Source organism: Hydrogenophaga sp. GW101-3F08, from assembly GCF_059424585.1.
The window spans coordinates 262130-281915 of record NZ_JBWKZP010000004.1 but is presented as its reverse complement, the minus strand read 5'-3'; the positions used below and the strand labels follow the sequence as shown (position 1 = coordinate 281915).

Below are 19786 nucleotides of genomic sequence, written 5' to 3'. Positions count from 1 at the left end.
CAGCCCGGCCCTACCCATGAAGCACAGCACCCAGAACCCCCGCGCCCTGCTGCGCCACCTGTACCACGTGGCCGTGCAGCGCGCCCTGCCGCTGCACAACACCGCCGCCCACCTGCCACCCCCACCCAAGGGCCGCACCCTGGTGCTCGGCGCGGGCAAGGCCGGCGGTGCGATGGCGCAGGCGGTGGAGGCGCTGTGGCCGGCCGACGCGCCGCTCTCGGGCCTGGTCGTCACGCGCTACCACCACACGCCGCCGCGCCCCGAGGGCCTGCCGCAGCGCATCGAGGTGGTCGAAGCCTCGCACCCCGTGCCCGACGCGGCGGGGCTCGAAGCCGCGCAGCGCATCCTGAAGCTGACCGAGGGGTTGACCAAAGACGACCTCGTGTTGTGCCTCATCTCCGGCGGTGGCTCGTCGTTGCTGACCATGCCCTGCGACGGCCTCACGCTCGAAGACAAGCAGCGCATCAACCGCCAGCTGCTGGAGAGCGGCGCACACATCGGCGAGATGAACACCGTGCGCAAGCACCTCTCGCGCATCAAGGGCGGGCGCCTCGCTGCGGCCTGCGCGCCGGCCCGCGTGGTCACGCTCACCATCAGCGACGTGCCGGGCGACGACGTGAGCGTGATCGCCAGCGGCCCCACCGTGGCCGACGCGTCCACCTGCGCCGAGGCGCTGGACATCCTGCGCCGCTACGCCATCGAGGTGCCGCCCGCTGTGCAGCAGCGGTTGGAGGGCGGCGCGCTCGAAACGCCCAAGCCGGGTGACGCCGCGCTCGCTGGCCTTGAAACGCACCTGATCGCCACCCCCCAACAAAGCCTGGACGCCGCCGCCGACGAGGCCCGCGCGCTCGGCCTGAACGTGGTCGTGCTCAGCGACGAGATCGAAGGCGAGTCGCGCGAAGTCGGCAAGGTGCACGCGGCGCTGGCGCGCTCCACGGCGCTGGGCCGCAGCAGCTTCGCCAAACCCTGCGTCATCCTCAGCGGCGGCGAAACCACCGTCACCGTGCGCCCCCGCGCCGAAGGCCAGAAGAAAGGCCGGGGCGGGCGTGCCGGCGAGTTCTGTCTCGGCCTGGCCCAGGCGCTGGGCGGGCAGGCCGGTGTGTGGGCACTCGCCGCCGACACCGACGGCATCGACGGCGTGGAAGACAACGCCGGGGCGCTGGTCACGCCCGACACGCTGGCCCGCGCCGCCGCGCTGGGCCTGAAGATCACCGACCACTTGGCCCGCAACGACGCCTACGGCTATTTCGAGCCGCTGGGCGACCTGGTCATCACCGGTCCCACCCACACCAACGTGAACGATTTCCGGGCCGTGCTGGTGGTCTGAATCCGAACCCGGCCCGGACCGCCGGTTACAAACCCGGCGCCCGAATCGTTTCTAATGTCGTCCTGCCGCCCGGACCGTCCCAGAGGACGGACCCGGTCCGGCAATGCGTGCCCAGGCACGCAAAACCCCCACCGACAGGCGTTTGAGGCCCCGTTCGGGCCACCGCCCAGGTGCCGCTGCCAGCGGCCCGAACCAGGTCAGTGCCGGTGCAGGCCCCGTGGCCCGCGCCTCAACCCATTTCATGATGTGGATGGCGCCCCGTTGGGGCGCGAAGGAAGGTATTTCTTGCGCAGCAACCTCCATCGTTCAGGCCTGGTGCGCCAGCTCGCGGGCTTTTTGCCCGCCGGCGCGCCGGCGCCCGGCGACGCGGCGCGGCAGGACGTGGCCGAGCGCCTGGGGCAGTGGCTCAACGTGGCCGACGCCATCGGCCTGAGTTCGGCGCACGCGGCCATCGCCGCTGCCGGCCGGCAGGCCGCCCGCGCACCCGGCCAGCCGGCCGCCACCGCCGCCACGCTGCAGGGCGAGCTGGAGCGCGTGCGCGCCGTGCTCAGCCAGTCCATCACCACGCGCGACACGCGCCACCGGCCCGACCCGGACGACCTCGACACCGAGTTCGCCTTCTGCCTCCAGCGCTACCAGGACCAGCAGCGCCGCATGGAAATGAGCGTGGACGCGCTGCGCGGCCACGTGCGCCAGACCCTGGCCCAAGGCGCGCCCCGCCTGGCCCAGCTCGCCGCGCTGGACGCTGCGCTGGGCGAAATGCTGGGCGGGCGCGAGCAGCGCTTGCTGAACAACCTGCCCAATTTCCTCCGAGCGCGGTTCATGGCGCTGCGCCAGACCGCCGCCGCGTCCGACACCCCGCATGACCTGCGTTGGTTGCAGGGCTTCAACACCGAGCTGGAGCAGACCCTGCTCGCCGAGCTGGACCACCGTTTGCAACCGGTCGTCGGAATGATCGAGGCAATGGATATATGAGCTCCCCCTGCGCCGCTTCGCGTCTTCCCCCCGGGGGACGATGCCTTCGGGCCGGCAAAGCCGGACCTTCGGCATCCGCTGATGAGGCTGCCCTTCCTTTGAGCGCCTGATCAGACTTATGAACCACTCCTTCGACGCCCACCCAGCGGCGCACCGTGCCTTCACTCCCTCGCCCCTCTGGGGAGAGGGCTGGGGTGAGGGGCTCTCCCCCCGCCCAAAGCGCCAGGCCAACGCCCAACACCGAATCTGAGCCTTTGAAAACACCAGCCATGCCTTCTTCTTCCTTCTCCAGCCGCGCCCTGCTCACAGGCGCCTTCCTGCTCGGCCTGTTCGCCATCGCCTGGGTCGGCGTCGGCTTCGTCGGCACCGCCAGCTGGCTTGCCCTGGGCATGACGGTGGCCATCGCCGTCGCCTACCTGGTGGGCGCGCAGGAAATCCACCGCTTCCGCAGCGCCTCCACCGGTCTGGCCCAGGCGTTCGCCCACATCCCGCAGCCGCTGGGCAGCCTGGCCGAATGGCTGGCCCGCGTGCCAGCGCCGCTGCAAAACGCCGTGCGCCAGCGCGTCGAGAGCGGGCGCGGCGCGCTGCCCGGCCTGGCGCTCACGCCCTACCTCATCGGCCTGCTGGTCATGCTCGGCATGCTCGGCACCTTCCTCGGCATGGTGGTCACCTTCAAGGGCGCCGTGTTCGCCCTCGAAGGTTCGGCCGATCTGGGCGCCATCCGCGGCGCGCTGGCCGCGCCCATCAAGGGCCTGGGCATCTCCTTCGGCACCTCGGTGGCCGGCGTGGCCAGCTCGGCCATGTTGGGCCTCATGTCGGCCATCGCCCGCCGCGAGCGTCTGGACGTGGCCCGCGCGCTGGAGCAGCACACCGCTGGCGCGCTGCGCCCCTTCACCGCCGCCTTCATCGCCGCAGAGAACCGCGATCACACCTTCGCCGCCCTGCAACGCCAGGCCGACGCGCTGCCCCAGGTCGTCACCCAGCTGCAGGCGCTGATGGAGCAGGTCGAGCGCCGCCACCAGCAGCTCGATCAACAGCTCAGCGCGCGGCAGGACCAGTTCCACCGCGAAGCCGCCGCCGCGTACACGGGCCTGGGCCAGTCGGTGGCGCAGGCGCTGAGCGAGAGCCTGTCGTCCAGCGCGCGGATGGCGGGCGAGAGCATCCAGCCCGTGGTGGAAAGCGCCATGGCCGCCATCGCGCAAGAGTCCACCCGCCTGCACGAGCGCGTGAGCGCCGCTGTGCAGACGCAGCTGACCGGCCTCTCCACCCAGTTCGCCGCCACCACCGGCAGTGTGGCCGAAGGCTGGGCCAGCGCGCTGCAGAACCACGCCCGCACCAACGAGCAGTTGGTGAGCGGTCTGGGCCAGGATCTGGCCGAGTTCAACACCAGCTTCGAAACCCGTGCCGCCCAGCTGCTGTCCAACGTGCAGCAGGCCACGGCGCAGCAGCACAACGAGCAGGCCCAGGCCGAAGCGCAGAAGCAAGCCGCCTGGACGGCCGCGCTGCAAGGCATGGCCAGCAGTTTGCAGGCCGAGTGGCAGCAGGTGGGCGAGCACCACCTCGCACAGCAGCAGGCCGTCTGCCAGACGCTGGAGCAGACCGCCAACGCCATCCAGCACAGCGCCATCGAGCAGGCCACGCGCAGCATGGACAGCGTGGCCCGCCTGCTGGCGCAGAGCGAAGCGCTGGTGTTGGCCCGCACCGAGGCCGAAGCGTTGTGGACGCAACAACACGGCCAGCGCATGGACGATTTGGCCGCCCTGTGGCGCAGCGAACTCAGCGCGTTGCGCACAGACGAAAGCACTCACCTGCAAACCCTGCGCAGCGAAGAAGCCGCGCGCGGCCAGGCCGCGGTGCAGCGCCTGGGCGAGCTGCAGGTCGCCGTCACCGAGCACCTGGCCACGCTCGGCACCTCGCTCGAAGCACCCATGTCGCGTCTTCTCGAAACGGCGTCCGAGGCGCCCAAGGCCGCGGCCGAAGTCATTGGCCAGTTGCGCGGCGAAATGAGCCGCCTCACCGAACGCGACAACCTCGCCCTGCAAGAGCGCACCGAGCTGGTGGCCCACATCAGCAGCCTGCTGCAGAACGTGCAGCAGACCACCGGCGAGCAGCGCGCTGCCATCGAATCGTTGGTCGCGTCGGCCACCACCGTGCTCAACCAGACCGGCGCCCAGTTCGCGCAGACCCTGGGCGCCCAGGCTGGCAGGGCCGACGAGCAGACCGCGCAAATGGCCACCAGCGCCGCCGAACTCGCCGCCCTGGGCCAGGCCTTCCAGCAGGGCGTCGAGCGGTTCAGCAGCACGAACGAAAAGCTCGTCGACGGCCTGCAGCGCGTGGAAGGTGCCATCGGCCAGCACATGGCGCGCAGCGACGAACAGCTCGCCTACTACGTGGCGCAGGCGCGCGAGGTGATCGACCTCAGCATCAGCGCGCAGCAGGGCATCGTGGAAGACATGCGCCTGCTGCGTGCCAACAAACCTGCCGTCGCCAAAGCTGCGCCAGCCGCACCCGCCGTTCAAGGAGCCGCGTGATGAGCGCCGCCCGGCCGTTCCGAAGGCGCTCAGCCCCGCAGTGCGCAGCACGGAGGGTCGTCCGATGAGCAGCAGCGTGGACGACACCGCCATCGACGACGGCCTCGGTGAGACCGCGCCCGTCTGGGCCGTGTTCGGTGACCTCATGTCCGGCGTGGTCGGCGCGTTCGTGCTCATCCTGATCGGCGTGCTGCTGGTGCAGATGGACCTGATGGCCAACCTGCAGTCCGAGATCGCCAAACGCCAGCAGGAAGAAGCCCGCCGCATGGCGCTGGAAAAAGCGCTCGCCATTCCGCTGCAGAGCGGCCGCGTCACGCTCAACAACGGCCGCATCGGCATCAGTGGCAGCGTGCTGTTCGACTTCAACTCCGACCAACTGCGCCCCGAAGGTCAGCAACTGCTGAAAAGCCTGGTGCCGCCGCTGGAGGTGTACCTCGGCGAGCGCGACGAGATGCTCATGGTGAGCGGCTTCACCGACGACAAGCCCATCGTCAAAGGCCCGAACCAACGCTTCGAAGACAACCTGGAGCTATCGGCCCAGCGCGCGCTCACCGTCACGCGTACCCTCGTCAAAGAAGGCATGCCGCGCCAGCGCGTGTTCAGCGCCGCCTTTGGCGCCGAGCAACCCGTGGCCAGCAACGCCGACGAACAAGGCCGCGCCCTGAACCGCCGCGTGGAAATGGCCCCCGTGCCCCGCGCCGCGCCCACGGCCAGCACGGCCGCGCTTTCGCAGCCTGCAACGGCTGCCACCGCCAAGCCATGAACACCCAGCCCACCGGCCCTGATCTTCTCCCTCCCCCTCTGGGGGAGGGCAGGGGTGGGGGCGCGCCTTCGAGTGCATCGCCGGAGCGCAGCCCCCATCCCAACCTTCCCCCAGAGGGGGAAAGGGTAATCCCAGCGCAGCGGGCGGCACCTTCCCCCTTGGCAGCCCTCAACGCCCACATCGCCCAGGCCAGCCAAGCCGCAGCGGCCGGAAGCAGATCAAACGGCGACAAGTGGCCCGAACTCCGCAGCGCCCAGCGCTTCCGCGAAACCTGGGAACGCCTGGGCGCCGAAGCAGCCGTGGTGCAGGCCACGCACCGCGCCCCCGAAAACGCCGGCCCGCTCAACTCCCACATGCTCGTGCTGCGCACCCTCGGCCTCATGCGCGAGCTCTCGCCGCACTACCTGCGGCGCTTCCTTTCGCACACCGAAACCCTGCTCTGGCTGGAGCAGGCGCAGGGGCAGCTCAAGGCGCCGGCGGGCAAGGGCAAGGCTGTGAAGGTGGGTCGGCAGAAGGGTTGAACGCGGGCAAAGCCGTGGCCAGTTGCATGCCACCGAGACGCGTGCGACACAGCGCCGGCGAAACCGCCAAACGTTCAAGCCGCGTCAACGCCTTGTGCTTCGCCCGATTCGGCAGCCACCGCAAGCCGCTCGCAGCGCAGCGCATCGATCGGGTGGCCGGCGCCACGGAAGCGCGCAGCGGCGCTTGCAAAGCGCGCGGCGGCCACGTGCGCGCCCTCGCCGCGAGCGACCGCCATGTGACCGAGCACCTCATCGTGCGCCGCGTGCCAGGCCGGCAAGCGCATCACCACGTCCGCCAGATAGGCCGTCTGGCCGGCGTACGCCTCGGCCAGATCGAGGCGCTTCGCACGCGCCGCGGCGATCGCCGCCGGCACCGCGAACGTGATGCGGCAACCGGGGCAGGTCTCCAGCGGGCCGCGCACAGCCTCGCGGGCATCCTCCAGCGCATGCAGCGCGGCGGTCGGGTTGCGGGCAAGGCGGATGCGCGTCCCGTAGATCCGGTCCAGCAGGTGAAACCCGATGTCGGTCTGCCGCGCCAGATCCAGCGCCTCGTCGATCAGGGCACGGGCGTTGTCGTGCCGCCCGCGGTACATCGCGACCTCGGCCAGCCGCTGCATCGAAAACGCCTCGCCGGTCGCGCCGCCGATGGCATGGTGCAGGCGCACGCCCAGTGTCAGGTGCTCCTCGGCCGCGGAAAGATCGCCGGCCAGCAGTTCGGCCTCGCCGCGCAAGGTGACGCCAAAAGCGTGCCCACGCGCGGCACCGATCCGGACGGCTTCGGCAGCCAGCTTTTCTGCAAAGGCAATGACCTCGGGATAGGGCCGTGCCCCGTAAAGGAAGCGCTGCAGGATGCAGAGCTGCCCGTCGAACACGCGCATGGCCAGGTGCGGCAGTTGGCGGGTGTCCTGCAGATCGGCCCAGACGCTTTGGTGCAGTTCCCCGCGGGCGTGCGCCGCCGCCGCCTGGGCCCACGAGGCCGTCACGATGGCCGAGACATCACCGGTCTGCAAGGCGAGTCGTCTGGCCTCGGCCGCCTTGCGCGTGCCCATGGCCGGGTCGGCCGCGCCCAGGGCCGCGGCACCGCTGTAGGTCAGCGCCTCGCACAGCCGTCCGTCCACGCTGTTCGGCCTGACGCCCACCAGCTCTTCGAGCGCGCCCTTCGGGTCGCCCTGCTTGATCAGCGCCAGGGCACCCTTGGCACGCAGGTTGTGCGACATCGGCTCGTCGGCTGCGAGGGCGGCCGTTCTGTAGGCGGCCACCGCCGCCGGGTCTCCCATGGCGTCCAGCGCCTCCGCGCGCAAACGCAGCGCCTCGGCATGCCCGGCCTCGAAGGCCAGCACGGGCTCCAGATGACGCAGCGCGTCACTGAAGGCGGCCAGCCGCACCGCATCGCGCGCCGCTGCAAGCAGGCAAGGCACGGCATCGCGCGGGTTGCCGCCGTCGAGCCAGTGGCGTGCCACGAGGGCCGGCGCGGCGTCGAGTTCGCTCAGGCGCTGCGCCGCCTGGCGGTGCATCTTCAATCGCTGATGCGGCGGGATCTGCTCGATCAGGACCTGGCGCACCAGGTCGTGCCGAAACCGGTAGCCCGTGCCAGCCAGCACCAGCACGCCCGCGGCCAGCGCAAGGTCCAGCGCCGCAAACGCATGTGCCTCGGTGTCTGGTGTCAGGGCTGCGGCCGTGGTGGGGTCGAAGGCGTCGCCGGCCAGGGCCATCCACTTCAGCGACGCCAGCGCCGCGTCGGGCACATCGCACAGACGGGCCAGGATGGCTTCGGCGACGTTGCGGGGCAGGCTCGCGCCGGAGGATTCTGCGCAGCGCGCCAGCTCGATCGCGGCAAACGGGTTGCCCTCGGCCACGCGAACGATGTGCGACACATTCTGTTCGGACAAGGGACACGGTGCTGCCTGGACCACGAGCCGACGGGCCTCGTCCTCGTCCAGCGGCTCAAGATCGAGGGCCTGCATGACGCCGCTGCCGACCAGGCGCGACACGCCGCGGGCGAGCGCCGACCCCAGCGCGGGAGCGCGCGTTGCCAGCACCACGCACACCGGTGGACCGGCGCAGGCCAGGTGCATCAACACGTCGGCGTCGGCGTCGTCGATCAGGTGTGCGTCGTCCACCAGCACCATGACCTCGCCACCACCCGAGGCGGCCAGCAGCAGACGTCTGAGCGCGCCGATCACCTGGTGCCGCCCCAGCGGACCGGCCAGGGCGGCGGCGGGCGCCGCGAGTGGGCTGAGCTGGGCCAGCACCGAGCGCGCCGGTGCGCCGATGCGGTCGAGCATGCCGCGGTCGGACACGACCAGCCGTTCGGTCAAGGCAGCGATCACCGCATAGGTGCGTCCGGGCTGTGCGGCGTCCACGGGAACGACCTTCCAGCCGCGCTCCCGGGCCAGCGCACCGAGTTCGCGGCAGAAAGCGGTCTTGCCGATGCCGGCGGGGCCGCGCAGCACGATACCGCCGGGCCGTTCGGTGGCGCTCATTCCCAGCCAGGCCACGGCCTGGGCACGGAGCAACGCCCGCCCGATGGTGGCCGGACCCGCTGGCTGCAGGCCCGCGACACATTGCTCGTACAGGGTCTCGGTGTCGCGACCGGGTGCGACGCCGAGTTCCCGTTCGAGCGCCTCGCGCAGGTGTGCGTACCAGCGCACGGCGGCCGCCCGGTTGCCGGCCGCGAACTCGCGCGCCATCAGTTCGCGGTGGGCGGGCTCATCGGTGGGCTCGACCCGGGCCAGGCGCTCCCACTGAGCGCTGGCCCGAAGCAGCGCGATGAAACGTGCGTGCAGCCGTTCGCGTGCCGGTTCGGCCCAGGCTTCGTAGGTCGAGCCCGGCAGCAGGTCGCCGGCGTAGGCGTCGACCGCCTGTGCGCAAGCCTCGCACTCCCCGCCGGCGAGCGCCGCCTGCGCGAGTAGCTCGAAGCGGTCGACGTCGACGGCAACCCGGCCATGGGCCCACAGCACCACCTCGCCGCCGTGCAACACCACACCGTCGTGCCGGCCGAGGGCCTGCCGGGCGTGGTGGGCGGCCTTGCGCAGGTTCGCTGCGCCGGCGTCGGGCTCCAGTTGCGGCCACAGCGCGTCGACGACACGGTCGCGTGTCAGGCGCCGCTGCGGCGCCAGGCTCAGCAGTTGCACCAGCTGGGCCGAGCGCAGGCTGGGCCATCGCTCGGGAGCGAGCTCGGCGCCGTCGATCGACACTGAGAACCCACCCAACAGGCGGATTTCGAGGTGACTGGCCGGCTCGGATTCTTCGATGGCGTGGGACAGAACCATGGTGGGTCAAGTGTGCGGCGCCCGGCCGGCAAGCGCAATGCCCTCGGCGGCCGGGAACGTTTCAGGAACACCGGATGGCGATGCTGTGGTCCGCGGGTTGCCCAAGACCCGCGACATCCAACAGGAGTGCACCATGACCACGCAACAGATTTCCATCCTGATTCCCCCCTACGGCACAGCGACGCTGACGCTGCCCGCGATGTTGACGCCCGATGCGTTCGCCCGCCTCGACTCGGCCATCGACCAGGCGCTCGCGGAGCCGCACCAGGCGCTCGGCGACGCCGCCCCGGACCCGGGATCCATCGAGTACGACTCGTGGTTGATCCGGCAGCAATGAAACCAGGAGACCACCATGACGCCATCGCTTTACCAAAGACTCGGCGAGTCCGAGGGGATCACCGCCATCGTTGACGACGCGGTTGATCGCCACGCCGTCAACCCACTGCTGGCCCCCCGCTTCAGCGGCAAGGACCTGGCCCACGCGAAACGGATGGGTGCGCAGTTCTTCTGCATGGGCGCGGGCGGACCTCAGCACTACGAGGGCCGCGATCTGCGCACCGCGCATGCCGGGATGAACATCAGCGAGCAGGAATTGATCGCCACCATCGATGACTTTGTGGCCGCCATGCAGGGCCAGGGGGTCGGCGGCACCGAAATCAACGAGGTGGTGGCGATCCTCTACTCGTTGAAGGGCGACGTGCTGCGGGTCTGAGCAGCACATGGCCGGACGCCAGCGGCACTCGGCGGCGACTCGCTTGATGTGAATCAACGGATTTGGGCCGTGCAACCCCAAAATGGTGAGCAAGCCGACCCGGCAGGGCTGGGCGAAGCAGGCAACACGCTTTGGGGGAACGATGATGAACAAGTTGACACGCCGGGCGTTGCTGGCGAGCACGCCAGGGGTGCTTGGGGGCGCTGCCACGTTCGGAGCGAGCCCCTCGGCCTGGGCCGCGGAGTCTTACGAAGCGGCGAAGGCGCGCATCTGGCGTGCGGGGCCTTTGCAGGGTCTGTCGGGCGCTGCGCTGAGTCAGGAGTTGGTGCGCTACGCGACCCTGGCACCGTCGAGCCACAACACGCAGTGCTGGAAGTTCGCGCTGGGCGGACAGAGCGTCACCATCCTGCCCGACCTTTCACGCCGATGCCCTGTGGTGGACCCGGACGACCACCACCTCTACGTGTCGCTGGGCTGTGCCGCCGAGAACCTGGTGCAGGCGGGGCTGGCGCTGGGTCTGGCCAGCGAGGTTCATTTCGATGCGACGCGCGACGCGGTGGTCGTCAACCTGTCACCCACGCCCGCCGTCGTCACCTCGTGGTTCAAGGCGATACCCGAACGCCAGTGCACGCGTGGCGAATACGACGGCGAAGCCCTGAGCGCCCAGGACCTGGGCCTGCTCGAACGTGCCGGCAGCAACGACCGGGTGCGCCTGCTCCTGCTCACCGAGAAGACCGCCATGGACCGGGTGCTGGATTTCGTCGTGCAGGGCAACACCGCACAGCTGAACGACAGGGCGTTCGTCAAGGAGTTGAAGTCCTGGATCCGCTTCAGTGCCTCGGACGCGGTGGCGCAGGGCGACGGGCTGTTCGGAAAATCGTCGGGCAACCCCACGCTGCCGTCCTGGCTGGGCCAGCTGCTGTTCGACTTCGTGGTCACGGCCAAGTCGGAAAACGAGAAGTACACCCGGCAGTTGCACAGCTCGGCTGGTGTCGCGGTGTTCGTGGCCGCCAAGGAAGACAAGGCCCATTGGGTGGAGGTGGGCCGGGCCTATGAGCGCTTCGCGCTGCAGGGTACCGTCATGGGTGTGCGCAACGCCCACGTCAACATGCCGGTCGAACTCGCGGCGTTGCGTCCCCCGTTCGCGAACGCCATCGGCTTAGGCAACCGGCGGCCGGACTTGGTGATCCGGTTCGGACGCGGGCCCACCTTGCCGCCCTCGCTGCGCCGCCCGGTGCAGGCTGTGCTGGTGTGAGTGCAGCGCCGGGAGGACCATGAAAGCGACTGCTTGGAGCATCGTCGTCTTGAGCCTGCTGGTCGCGGTCCTGTGGACCGGCTGGCGCTTCCGGCAGGACATCGGGCGGGCCAGCGCGTTGTCGGCCACGGGCAGCGAGGTGGTGAACACCCGCTGCGGCCCCATCGAGGTGCAGCAGGCGGGGCAAGGCATTCCGCTGCTGGTGATCCACGGCAGCGGAGGCGGCCACGACCAGGGCATGGCGTGGGCGCGACCGTTCACACAACACGGTGTGCGGGTGATCGCGATGTCGCGTTTTGGCTATCTGCGCACGCCCCGGCCGGCCGACGCCTCGCCCGAGGCGCAGGCCGATGCGCATGTGTGCCTGCTCGATGCGCTGGGGCTCCAGCGCGCGGCGGTGATGGGCGTGTCGGCGGGTGGCCCGTCGGCCATGCAGACCGCCATCCGCCACCCGGACCGCGTGAGTGCGCTGGTGCTGGTGGTGCCGATTGCCTGGAAGCCTGGCGAGGTCGCGGCCGCGGCACCGCCCGTTTCCGACCGCAAAGACGCGCTGCTGCTGCGCCTGCTGGGCTCGGACTTCCTGTTCTGGGCCGGCCTGCAGCTGGCCCGCGATCAGCTGGTCCGCCACGTGCTGGCCACGCCGCCCGAGCAGGTGGCCGCGGCCAGCGAAACCGAGCGCGCGCGCGTGAACGATCTGGCCGATCGCATCCTGCCGGTGTCGGCCCGGGCCACCGGGTTGCGCGACGATACCAGGCTGGGCAAAGGGCTCCAGCCGTATGCGCTGGCGTCCATCCAGGCGCCCACGCTCGTGGTGAGCGCGCGTGACGATGGGTTTGGCACCTACGCTCCCGCCGAGTACACGGCCAGCCAGATCGCTGGTGCGAGGTTTCTCGGTTTTGAGCAGGGTGGCCATTTGCTGGTGGGGCACGACGACACCGTGCGCGATGCCGTGCTGGCGCTGCTGAGATCGGCCCACTGGCCATGAGTCCGGCCAAAACCTTTCACTAGACCTTCCAGCGGAGAACGGACATGGGACTCCTGAAGATCGCACTGGCCACGGTTTTGGTCGTGGTCCTGGCATTCGCCGCGCTCATCGCGTGGGGCGCGTGGAAATGGCGTGGCCTGACCCAGTCTCTGGTGGACCGGCTGGAGGCCGGCCGTGTGGCACCGAGCCCTGCGCGCTTCGATGCGCGAGAGCTCGAGGGTTTGCCACCGGTGGTGCAGCGCTACTTCCGGGCCACGATGCCCGACGGCGCGCCCATCGTCGCCGCGGTCACGGTGGAACACACCGGCACCTTCAACCTGGGTGAGACCGTTGACAACTGGACGCCGTTCAGCTCCCGCCAGCGTGTGGTGACGCGGCGGGCGGGTTTCGTGTGGGAAGGCCGCTGGTCGAACCACCAGCTGCGCGAAGGCATGCGAGTCCCCCTGTCGGGTGAAGTGGCCTGGCTGCTGCCGTCCGAAGAGGGTGGGTGCAAGCCCTATTGGCGTGGAACGATCCGCTCACTGAGCTACGAATGGGCGCCCTATTGATCCGGCCCGCTCAATTCCCACATGCTCGTGTTGCGCACCCTCGGCGTGGTGCTGGGGACGGAATCAGCAGGCATTGACGCGACGCTGCGCTCGCCAAGATGGAGCAGGATCGCGCCGCTCTCGAAGATCAAGAGATGCAGTTCGTCGATCAGGCCGTGGACCAGAAGGTCGTTCCACAACACATGGCCGCCGAAAACGAGAACGTCGCTCAGCGTGCTCGCCTGGTGCTACAGCGGCCCGGTCAGGCGGCGGCGCTGCGCGCCGGGCCGGTGGAGGTGCGCACCACCAGCACCGGGTCGGGCACCTGCACGATGGTGGGCTCGTGCGTCGGGTTTTCTATCAGGTCCAGCAGCAGGTTGATGGAGATGGTGGCCACCTGCTCGATGCCCAGAGCCACCGTGGTGAGCGCGGGCCGCATGTCCTTGGCCAGCTGGATGTCGGTGATACCGATGAGCGAGATGTCTTGCGGAATGCGGATGCCCCGGTCGGCCAGCGCCTGCGAGGCGCCATAGGCCATCAAGTCGTTGGTGCAAAAAATGGCGGTGAGATCGGGGTGCTGCTCCAGCAGCGACACCGCCGCGTCGTGGCCCCCGGCCACGGTGTCACTCACGTTGCGGATGACCGCGTCCGGCAGCGCCACGCCAGCCGCGTGCAGCGCATCGCGAAAACCTTCGAGCCGCCCGACCTGCATGCCTTCCAGGCCGCAACCCACAATCACGCCAATGCGCCGGTGGCCCAGCGTCAGCAGGTGCTGGCCGGCAATCTCACCAGCGCGGTGGAAGTTCACCACCACATGCGGGATCTGGTCGGCCAGGTCCACCTTTTCTTCGGACGCCAGCACGATGGGGGAGCGGCGCGTTTTCAGCGCGTTGATATCGTCGGCACTGATACCGGTGTGCAGCACCAGCACGCCGTCGGCCAGCGTGCCGGCGATCTGGTGCAGGTAGGCGCGGCCAATGTCGGGGCGCTCGTCGGTGTTGCACACCATCAGGAAGTAGTTGCGGTGCCGCGCCACGCGCTCGGCCACGCGCACGAACTCGGGGTAAAACGGATTGTTGATGTCGGGCAGCACCAGCGCCACCATGGACGACTTGCCCTCGGCCAGCGCGCGTGCCATCAGGTTGGGCCGGTAGCCGGTGGCGGCGATGGCTTCCTGCACCTTTTGCACGGTGGCAGGCTTCACCTTCTGCGTGTTGCGCAGCACATTGGAGACGGTGGCGGTGGTGACACCGGCCAGGCGGGCGACTTCACTCAGGGTGGCCATGTGCGCTGCAACTTCATGTGAATTGGCATCAATTGATGCGTTTTTTTGAACCCTGGGACTTACCCTAGGACGCGGTTTATTTGTCTGCACCCGTAGATATACTCCAAAAATGGCTGAATTTAACCGCTTAAATTTTAATCTTTAAGGTATTTCAGAGGAGCTTCCGGGATGTCGCTCTCTTGGTCAGTCAGCAAACGCGGGCCTGAGTCGGCTTGAAATTTAACCGCTTAAATTTTGGAAAGGATGCCCGTCGCACCACCGTCATCACTCGTTTACCGGAGACAACAAGCCAAGCGTGCCATGTTCTACCGGCCGCCACTTGCCACCTATTCATTGACACAGAGACAGGAAAACAAACCATGAATTTCGCGAAACGCAGCACCCTCAGCGCCATGATCGGCCTGGCCCTCAGCACCTTCGGCCTGATGGCCAGCCACGCCGCCCACGCGGGTGAAGTCACCATCTGGGCCTGGGACCCCAACTTCAACATCGCCATCATGCAAGAGGCCGCGAAGCGCTACACCGCCAAGCACCCCGGCGTGACCTTCAAGATCGTCGACATGGCCAAGGCCGATCTGGAGCAGAAGCTGCAGACCACCCTGGCCTCCGGCGTGACCAAAAACCTGCCCGACATCGTGCTGGTGGAAGACTACAACGCACCCAAGTACCTGCGCTCATTCCCCGGCGCGTTCGAATCCTTGTCCGGCAAGGTGGACTACAAGGGTTTTGCCAACTACAAGGTCAACCTCATGACCATGGGCGGCAAGGCCTACGGCCTGCCTTTTGACACCGGCACCACCGGCATGTACTACCGCACCGATCTGATCAAGCAGGCCGGCTTCAGCGACAAGGACATGCAGAACATCACCTGGGACCGCTTCATCGAAATTGGCAAGCAGGTTGAAGCCAAGACCGGCAAGAAGATGTTTGCCATGGACCCGCAGGACGGTGGCCTCATCCGCGTGATGATGCAGGGTGCCGGCCGTTGGTACTTTGACAAAGACGGCAAACTCGACATCAAGAGCAACCCCGCGCTCAGGGCCGCCCTGGAAACACAGGCCAAGTTCCTCAAGACCGGCATCTACAAGCCCACCTCCGGTTGGGGCGAGTGGGTGGGCGCTTTGAACAAGGGTGATGTGGCATCCATCACCACCGGCGTGTGGATCACCGGCTCGGTCAAGGCCGAAGCCAGCCAATCCGGCAAATGGGCCGTGGCACCCACGCCCCGTTTGGACCTGCCGGGCGCAGTGAACGCCTCCAATCTGGGCGGCTCCAGCTGGTATGTGCTGTCCAGCGGCAAGGAGAAGGCCGCGGCGGCCGACTTCCTGAATGAGATCTACGCCAAGGATGTGGATTTCTACCAGACCATCCTGCAGTCCCGCGGCGCCGTGGGTTCGCTGCTGGCTTCCCGCAGTGGCAAAGCCTACTCTGAAGGCGATGCTTTCTTTGGCGGCGACAAGGTGTGGCAGAAGTTCAGCGACTGGATGGGCAAGGTGCCTTCCGTGAACTATGGCATGTACACCTACGAGGGTGACGCCGCCGTGGCCGCCCAGCTGCAGGGCCTGGCCCAGGGCATGCCGGTGGACAAGGTGCTGGAGAACATCCACAACCAGCTCGCCTCGCAAGTCAAATAAGCCGAACCGGAAGACCACCATGGGGCCCACGCCTGCGACCAGCTACCGGCGTTTTTACGACGTCAACGGCTGGCTCTTTGTGTCCACCGCGCTGGCGCTGATCGGGGTCTTCATGGCCTACCCGATTGCCAAGTCGCTGTGGATGTCCCTGCACGCCGGGCAGGGGACCGTCATCGAATTCGTAGGCACCGGCAACATGGTGCGTCTGGCCAGCGACCCGATCTTTCTTCGGGCGCTGCAGAACACTTTTATCTTCCTGATCATCCAGGTGCCGCTCATGATCGTGCTGGCCCTGGTCATGGCGAGCTGCCTGAACATGCCGAACCTGCGCTTTCGCGGGCTGTTGCGCACGGCCGTGTTTTTGCCGTGTGTGACCTCGCTGGTGGCGTATTCGGTGCTGTTCAAGAGCATGTTTTCGTACGACGGCCTTATCAACCATGCGCTGGCGTGGCTGGGGTTGATTGACCAGCCCATCCCCTGGCTCAACGATCCGTTCTGGTCCAAGGTGGTCATCATCACCGCCATCACCTGGCGCTGGACCGGCTACAACATGATCTTTTATCTGGCGGCCATGCAGAACATCGACAAGTCGATCTACGAAGCCGCCCGCATTGACGGCATCTCGGCCTACCGCCGTTTTGTCTCCATCACCATCCCCATGCTCAAGCCGGTGATCCTGTTCACCACGGTCACCTCCACCATCGGCACGCTGCAGCTGTTTGACGAGCCCATGAACATCACCTCCGTCAGCGGCGTGGTGTCCGACAGCACGCTCACGCTCTCGCTCTACATCTACAACCTGTCGTTCAAGTTTGTGCCCAACTTCGGCTACGCCGCCACGGTGTCTTACGTCATCGTGCTGCTGGTGGCCCTGCTGGCGTCCATCCAGTTCTATGCCGCCCGAGAGCGAAAGTGAGGAACACAGGATGACCAACTGGACTGAAAAATTTCGCATGGCCGGCGTCTACCTCTTTCTGGGGGTGATGGCCTTTCTCTCACTCTTCCCCTTTGCATGGATGGTGATTGGTGCCACCAACACGTCGGTGGACGTGACCAAGGGCAAGTTTTCGCTGGGCACAGCCCTGTTGGACAACGTGGCCAAGCTCAACGAGACCTTCGACATGGCTCAGATCTTCTGGAACTCCGGAAAGATCGCCCTCCTGGGCGGCTTCGCCACGCTGATGATCTCGTCCATGGCCGGCTATGGCTTTGAAGTGTTCAGCTCCAAAGCCCGCGAACGCGTCTACAACGGCCTGCTGCTCACGCTGATGATTCCGTTTGCCGCACTGATGATTCCGCTGTTCATCCTGATGGCGCAGTTCGACCTGCTGGACACGCACATGGGCGTCATCCTGCCCGCGTTGGCCTCGGCCTACATCGTTTTCTACTTCCGCCAGAGCACCAAGGCCTTCCCGTCCGAGCTGCGCGAGGCCGCGCGGCTGGATGGCCTCAAGGAGTGGCAGATCTTTCTGTTCGTCTACATGCCGGTGATGCGCTCCACCTACGCGGCGGCTTTCGTCATCATTTTCATGACGGCGTGGAACAACTTCCTCTGGCCCCTCATCGTGCTGCAGTCGACAGAGCTCAAGACCATCACCCTGGTGTTGTCCTCGCTGGGCTCAGCCTACTTCCCGGACTTCGGCGTGATCATGGTCGCCGCCGTGCTCGCCACCTTGCCCACCCTCGTGGTGTTTTTTGCAATGCAACGGCAGTTCGTACAGGGCATGCTGGGCTCCGTCAAATAAGGTTTTTCTTCATGCGAACCGTTACCAAGCTCGTCTCGGGCTGGACCTTTCACACTTCTTTTTCGTCTGAACACACCACCAAGGCCCTGCCAGGCGTCGCCGTGCGCCTGCCACACAACGCAGTGGACCTGGAACTGACCTACCTGGACGAGCACAGTTACCAGAAGGAATTTGCCTACCAGTACACCCTGGCCTGGGAGCCCGCCTTGGCGGGCCGCGAAGTCAGCCTGCGTTTTGACGGCGCCATGGCCAACAGCGTGGTCTGGGTCAACGGCCAGCAAGTCGCCGCGCACAAGGATGGCTACACCCCCTTCAGCGCACGCCTCACCGGCCTGCTCAAGGAAGGCGACAACCTCATCACCGTCAAGATCGACGGGAGCGAGAACCCCGAGATCCCACCCTTCGGCGGCCAGATCGACTACCTGACTTATGCCGGCATCTACCGCGATGTGTGGCTGCAGGTGAACGACGCCGTATCGATTGCCAACCTCAAGGTGGAAACCTCGCAGGAATTGACGGACGCCAAGGGCGTGCGGGTCAAAGGCTTTCTCGCCAACCCCACGAACGCCACAGTCAGTGGTACGGCTTTGGTCGAACTGTGCAACGTGGACGGCACCGTACTGCACCGGCAAACCGTCAGCCTGAGCACCACAGGCTTTGAAGCCAGCTTTGCGCAACTCGCAGGGCTCAAGCTCTGGGAACTGGACGCCCCGCAGCTGTACCTGGTGCGTGCCACCCTGGACAACCGGGACCAGCTCAGCACCCGCTTTGGTTTCCGCACCGCACGCTTCACCACCGAGGGCTTTTTCCTCAACGGCAAGCACCTCAAAATCCGCGGCCTGAACCGCCACCAGAGCTACCCCTATGTGGGCTACGCCATGGGCCAGCGCGCGCAGGAAAAAGACGCTAACGTGATGAAGCACACGCTCAAGTGCAACCTGGTGCGCACCTCGCATTACCCGCAGTCCACCTACTTCCTGGACCGCTGCGACGAGATCGGCCTCCTGGTGTTTGAAGAAATCCCGGGCTGGCAGCACATCGGCGGCCAGGCCTGGCAGGACGAGTCGGTAGAAAACGTGCGCCGCATGGTGGAGCGCGACTGGAACCACCCCTCCATCATCATCTGGGGCGTGCGCATCAACGAGTCGCAAGACAACCACGACTTCTACACCCGCACCAACGCCATGGCCCGCAGCCTGGACACGACCCGCCAGACCGGTGGCGTGCGCTACATCGAGAACAGCGAGCTGCTGGAAGACGTATATACCGTCAACGACTTCTGCCACGTGGCTACACCCGAGTGGATGAAAGGCATTGCCCCCACGCCGCTGCGCCAGCCACGCCAGGTGACGGGGCTGGACCATGAGGTGCCCTACCTCATCACCGAGTTCAACGGCCACATGTACCCCACCAAGCGCATCGACCCCGAAGACCGCCAGGCCGAACATGTCACCCGCCATCTGGATGTGCTGAACAAGGCCTACGAGAACCCCGTCATCAGCGGCGCCATTGGCTGGTGCATGTACGACTACAACACCCACAAGGACTTCGGCGCGGGTGACCGCATCTGCCACCACGGCGTCATGGACATCTTCCGCGAGCCCAAGTTCGCCGCATGGGGCTACACCAGCCAGTGCAGCCAGGCCGAACAGGTGGTGCTGGAGCCCGTGACCTACTGGGCCCGCGGCGAAAAGGACCGCTGCGAGGTGTTGCCACTGATCGTGCTGACCAACTGCGACCATGTGGAATTGAAGGTGGGCGACTTTGCGCCCAAGCGCGCCGAGCCCGATCGCGAGCGCTACCCACACCTTCCACACGCGCCGGTGATCTTCGACAGCCGCCACGTCAACATGAGTGACCTGGGCGCCTGGGGCATGCTGTGGCGCGACGCCACCGTCACCGGCTACATCGATGGCAAGGCCGTGGCTACCGTGAAGCTCTCGGGCAACCCGCTGCCCACCACGCTGCAGGTGCAGGTGGACGACACGGTGCTGCGCGCCGACGAGAAAGACGCCACCCGCGTCATCGTGCGTGCGCTGGACCAGGCCGGGCGCTTGTTGCCTTTCCTGGACGAGGTGGCGCATGTACAGGTGGCCGGTGCGGCCAGGCTGTTGGGGCCCGACACGCTCACGCTCAAGGGCGGAGTGACCGGCTTCTGGGTCGAGACCACCGGCGCGGTGGGCGACATCACCGTGCGCGTGTCCACACGCCGCATGGGCGAGCAAGTCCTGACACTACGCGCAGAATAAAACGA

At 67.2% G+C, this 19786-nt stretch carries 17 protein-coding genes; 14 read left to right on the top strand and 3 right to left on the bottom strand.

Annotated elements, in window-relative coordinates; genetic code table 11:
• Nucleotides 1-16: 16 nt before the first annotated feature.
• The 5 genes from AC07YZ_RS13450 (at nt 17) to AC07YZ_RS13430 (ending at nt 6117) form a co-directional block, all read left to right on the top strand.
• Nucleotides 17-1327 carry a glycerate kinase type-2 family protein gene (locus AC07YZ_RS13450; RefSeq protein ID WP_494795102.1) on the top strand — a complete coding sequence of 437 codons (1311 nt, stop codon included), beginning with the start codon at nt 17-19 and terminating at the stop codon, nt 1325-1327.
• A gap of 285 nt (nt 1328-1612) precedes the next feature.
• On the top strand, nt 1613-2302 hold the full coding sequence (locus AC07YZ_RS13445; protein ID WP_226491965.1) for a DUF3348 family protein: 690 nt from the start codon (nt 1613-1615) through the stop codon (nt 2300-2302).
• Nucleotides 2303-2571: 269 nt separating this feature from the next.
• Nucleotides 2572-4833: a DUF802 domain-containing protein gene (locus AC07YZ_RS13440; RefSeq protein ID WP_494795101.1), complete on the top strand. Its 2262-nt coding sequence runs from the start codon at nt 2572-2574 to the stop codon at nt 4831-4833.
• Between the two features lie 64 nt (nt 4834-4897).
• Nucleotides 4898-5596, top strand: coding sequence for an OmpA family protein (locus AC07YZ_RS13435; protein WP_226491967.1), 699 nt, complete (start codon nt 4898-4900; stop codon nt 5594-5596).
• Nucleotides 5593-6117, top strand: a complete 525-nt coding sequence (locus tag AC07YZ_RS13430) for a DUF2894 domain-containing protein (protein WP_494795100.1) — start codon at nt 5593-5595, stop codon at nt 6115-6117. Before AC07YZ_RS13435 ends, AC07YZ_RS13430 begins: the two co-directional genes overlap by 4 nt.
• A gap of 74 nt (nt 6118-6191) precedes the next feature.
• Here AC07YZ_RS13430 and AC07YZ_RS13425 read toward each other — a convergent pair whose 3' ends face one another.
• A complete protein-coding gene (locus tag AC07YZ_RS13425; protein WP_494795099.1) occupies nt 6192-9389 on the bottom strand; it encodes an ATP-binding protein in 3198 nt (1065 codons plus the stop codon).
• A 133-nt stretch (nt 9390-9522) separates the two neighbouring features.
• Between AC07YZ_RS13425 and AC07YZ_RS13420 the strand changes: the two genes are divergently transcribed.
• The 5 genes from AC07YZ_RS13420 to AC07YZ_RS13400 all read left to right on the top strand — a co-directional run bounded on the left by AC07YZ_RS13420 (nt 9523) and on the right by AC07YZ_RS13400 (nt 12889).
• Nucleotides 9523-9726, top strand: coding sequence for a hypothetical protein (locus tag AC07YZ_RS13420; protein WP_226491970.1), 204 nt, complete (start codon nt 9523-9525; stop codon nt 9724-9726).
• A gap of 15 nt (nt 9727-9741) precedes the next feature.
• Complete coding sequence (locus AC07YZ_RS13415) at nt 9742-10101, top strand: group I truncated hemoglobin (RefSeq protein WP_226491971.1); 360 nt, start codon at nt 9742-9744, stop codon at nt 10099-10101.
• A 145-nt stretch (nt 10102-10246) separates the two neighbouring features.
• Nucleotides 10247-11356, top strand: coding sequence for an Acg family FMN-binding oxidoreductase (locus AC07YZ_RS13410; protein ID WP_494795098.1), 1110 nt, complete (start codon nt 10247-10249; stop codon nt 11354-11356).
• 19 nt (nt 11357-11375) lie between these two features.
• The gene (locus tag AC07YZ_RS13405) at nt 11376-12341 is read left to right on the top strand and encodes an alpha/beta fold hydrolase (protein WP_494795097.1); all 966 of its coding nucleotides are present in this window, start codon (nt 11376-11378) and stop codon (nt 12339-12341) included.
• 44 nt (nt 12342-12385) lie between these two features.
• Nucleotides 12386-12889, top strand: a complete 504-nt coding sequence (locus AC07YZ_RS13400; RefSeq protein ID WP_494795096.1) for a DUF6920 family protein — start codon at nt 12386-12388, stop codon at nt 12887-12889.
• Here the strand turns inward: AC07YZ_RS13400 and AC07YZ_RS13395 are convergent.
• The gene (locus AC07YZ_RS13395; protein WP_226491975.1) at nt 12883-13071 is read right to left on the bottom strand and encodes a hypothetical protein; all 189 of its coding nucleotides are present in this window, start codon (nt 13069-13071) and stop codon (nt 12883-12885) included. The genes AC07YZ_RS13400 and AC07YZ_RS13395 overlap by 7 nt on opposite strands.
• 59 nt (nt 13072-13130) lie before the next feature.
• Entirely contained in the window at nt 13131-14153 is a 1023-nt protein-coding gene (locus AC07YZ_RS13390; protein WP_226491976.1) for a LacI family DNA-binding transcriptional regulator, read from the bottom strand.
• 359 nt (nt 14154-14512) lie between these two features.
• On the opposite strand from AC07YZ_RS13390, the gene AC07YZ_RS13385 reads away from it, so the two are divergent.
• Genes AC07YZ_RS13385 through AC07YZ_RS13370 form a run of 4 tightly spaced genes read left to right on the top strand, consistent with a single transcriptional unit; the run spans nt 14513 to nt 19781 of the window.
• On the top strand, nt 14513-15787 hold the full coding sequence (locus tag AC07YZ_RS13385; RefSeq protein WP_226491977.1) for an ABC transporter substrate-binding protein: 1275 nt from the start codon (nt 14513-14515) through the stop codon (nt 15785-15787).
• 19 nt (nt 15788-15806) lie between these two features.
• Nucleotides 15807-16703 carry a carbohydrate ABC transporter permease gene (locus AC07YZ_RS13380; RefSeq protein ID WP_494795095.1) on the top strand — a complete coding sequence of 299 codons (897 nt, stop codon included), beginning with the start codon at nt 15807-15809 and terminating at the stop codon, nt 16701-16703.
• 10 nt (nt 16704-16713) lie between these two features.
• Entirely contained in the window at nt 16714-17532 is an 819-nt protein-coding gene (locus tag AC07YZ_RS13375) for a carbohydrate ABC transporter permease (RefSeq protein WP_494795094.1), read from the top strand.
• A gap of 11 nt (nt 17533-17543) precedes the next feature.
• The gene (locus AC07YZ_RS13370) at nt 17544-19781 is read left to right on the top strand and encodes a glycoside hydrolase family 2 protein (protein ID WP_494795093.1); all 2238 of its coding nucleotides are present in this window, start codon (nt 17544-17546) and stop codon (nt 19779-19781) included.
• Nucleotides 19782-19786: the final 5 nt, after the last annotated feature.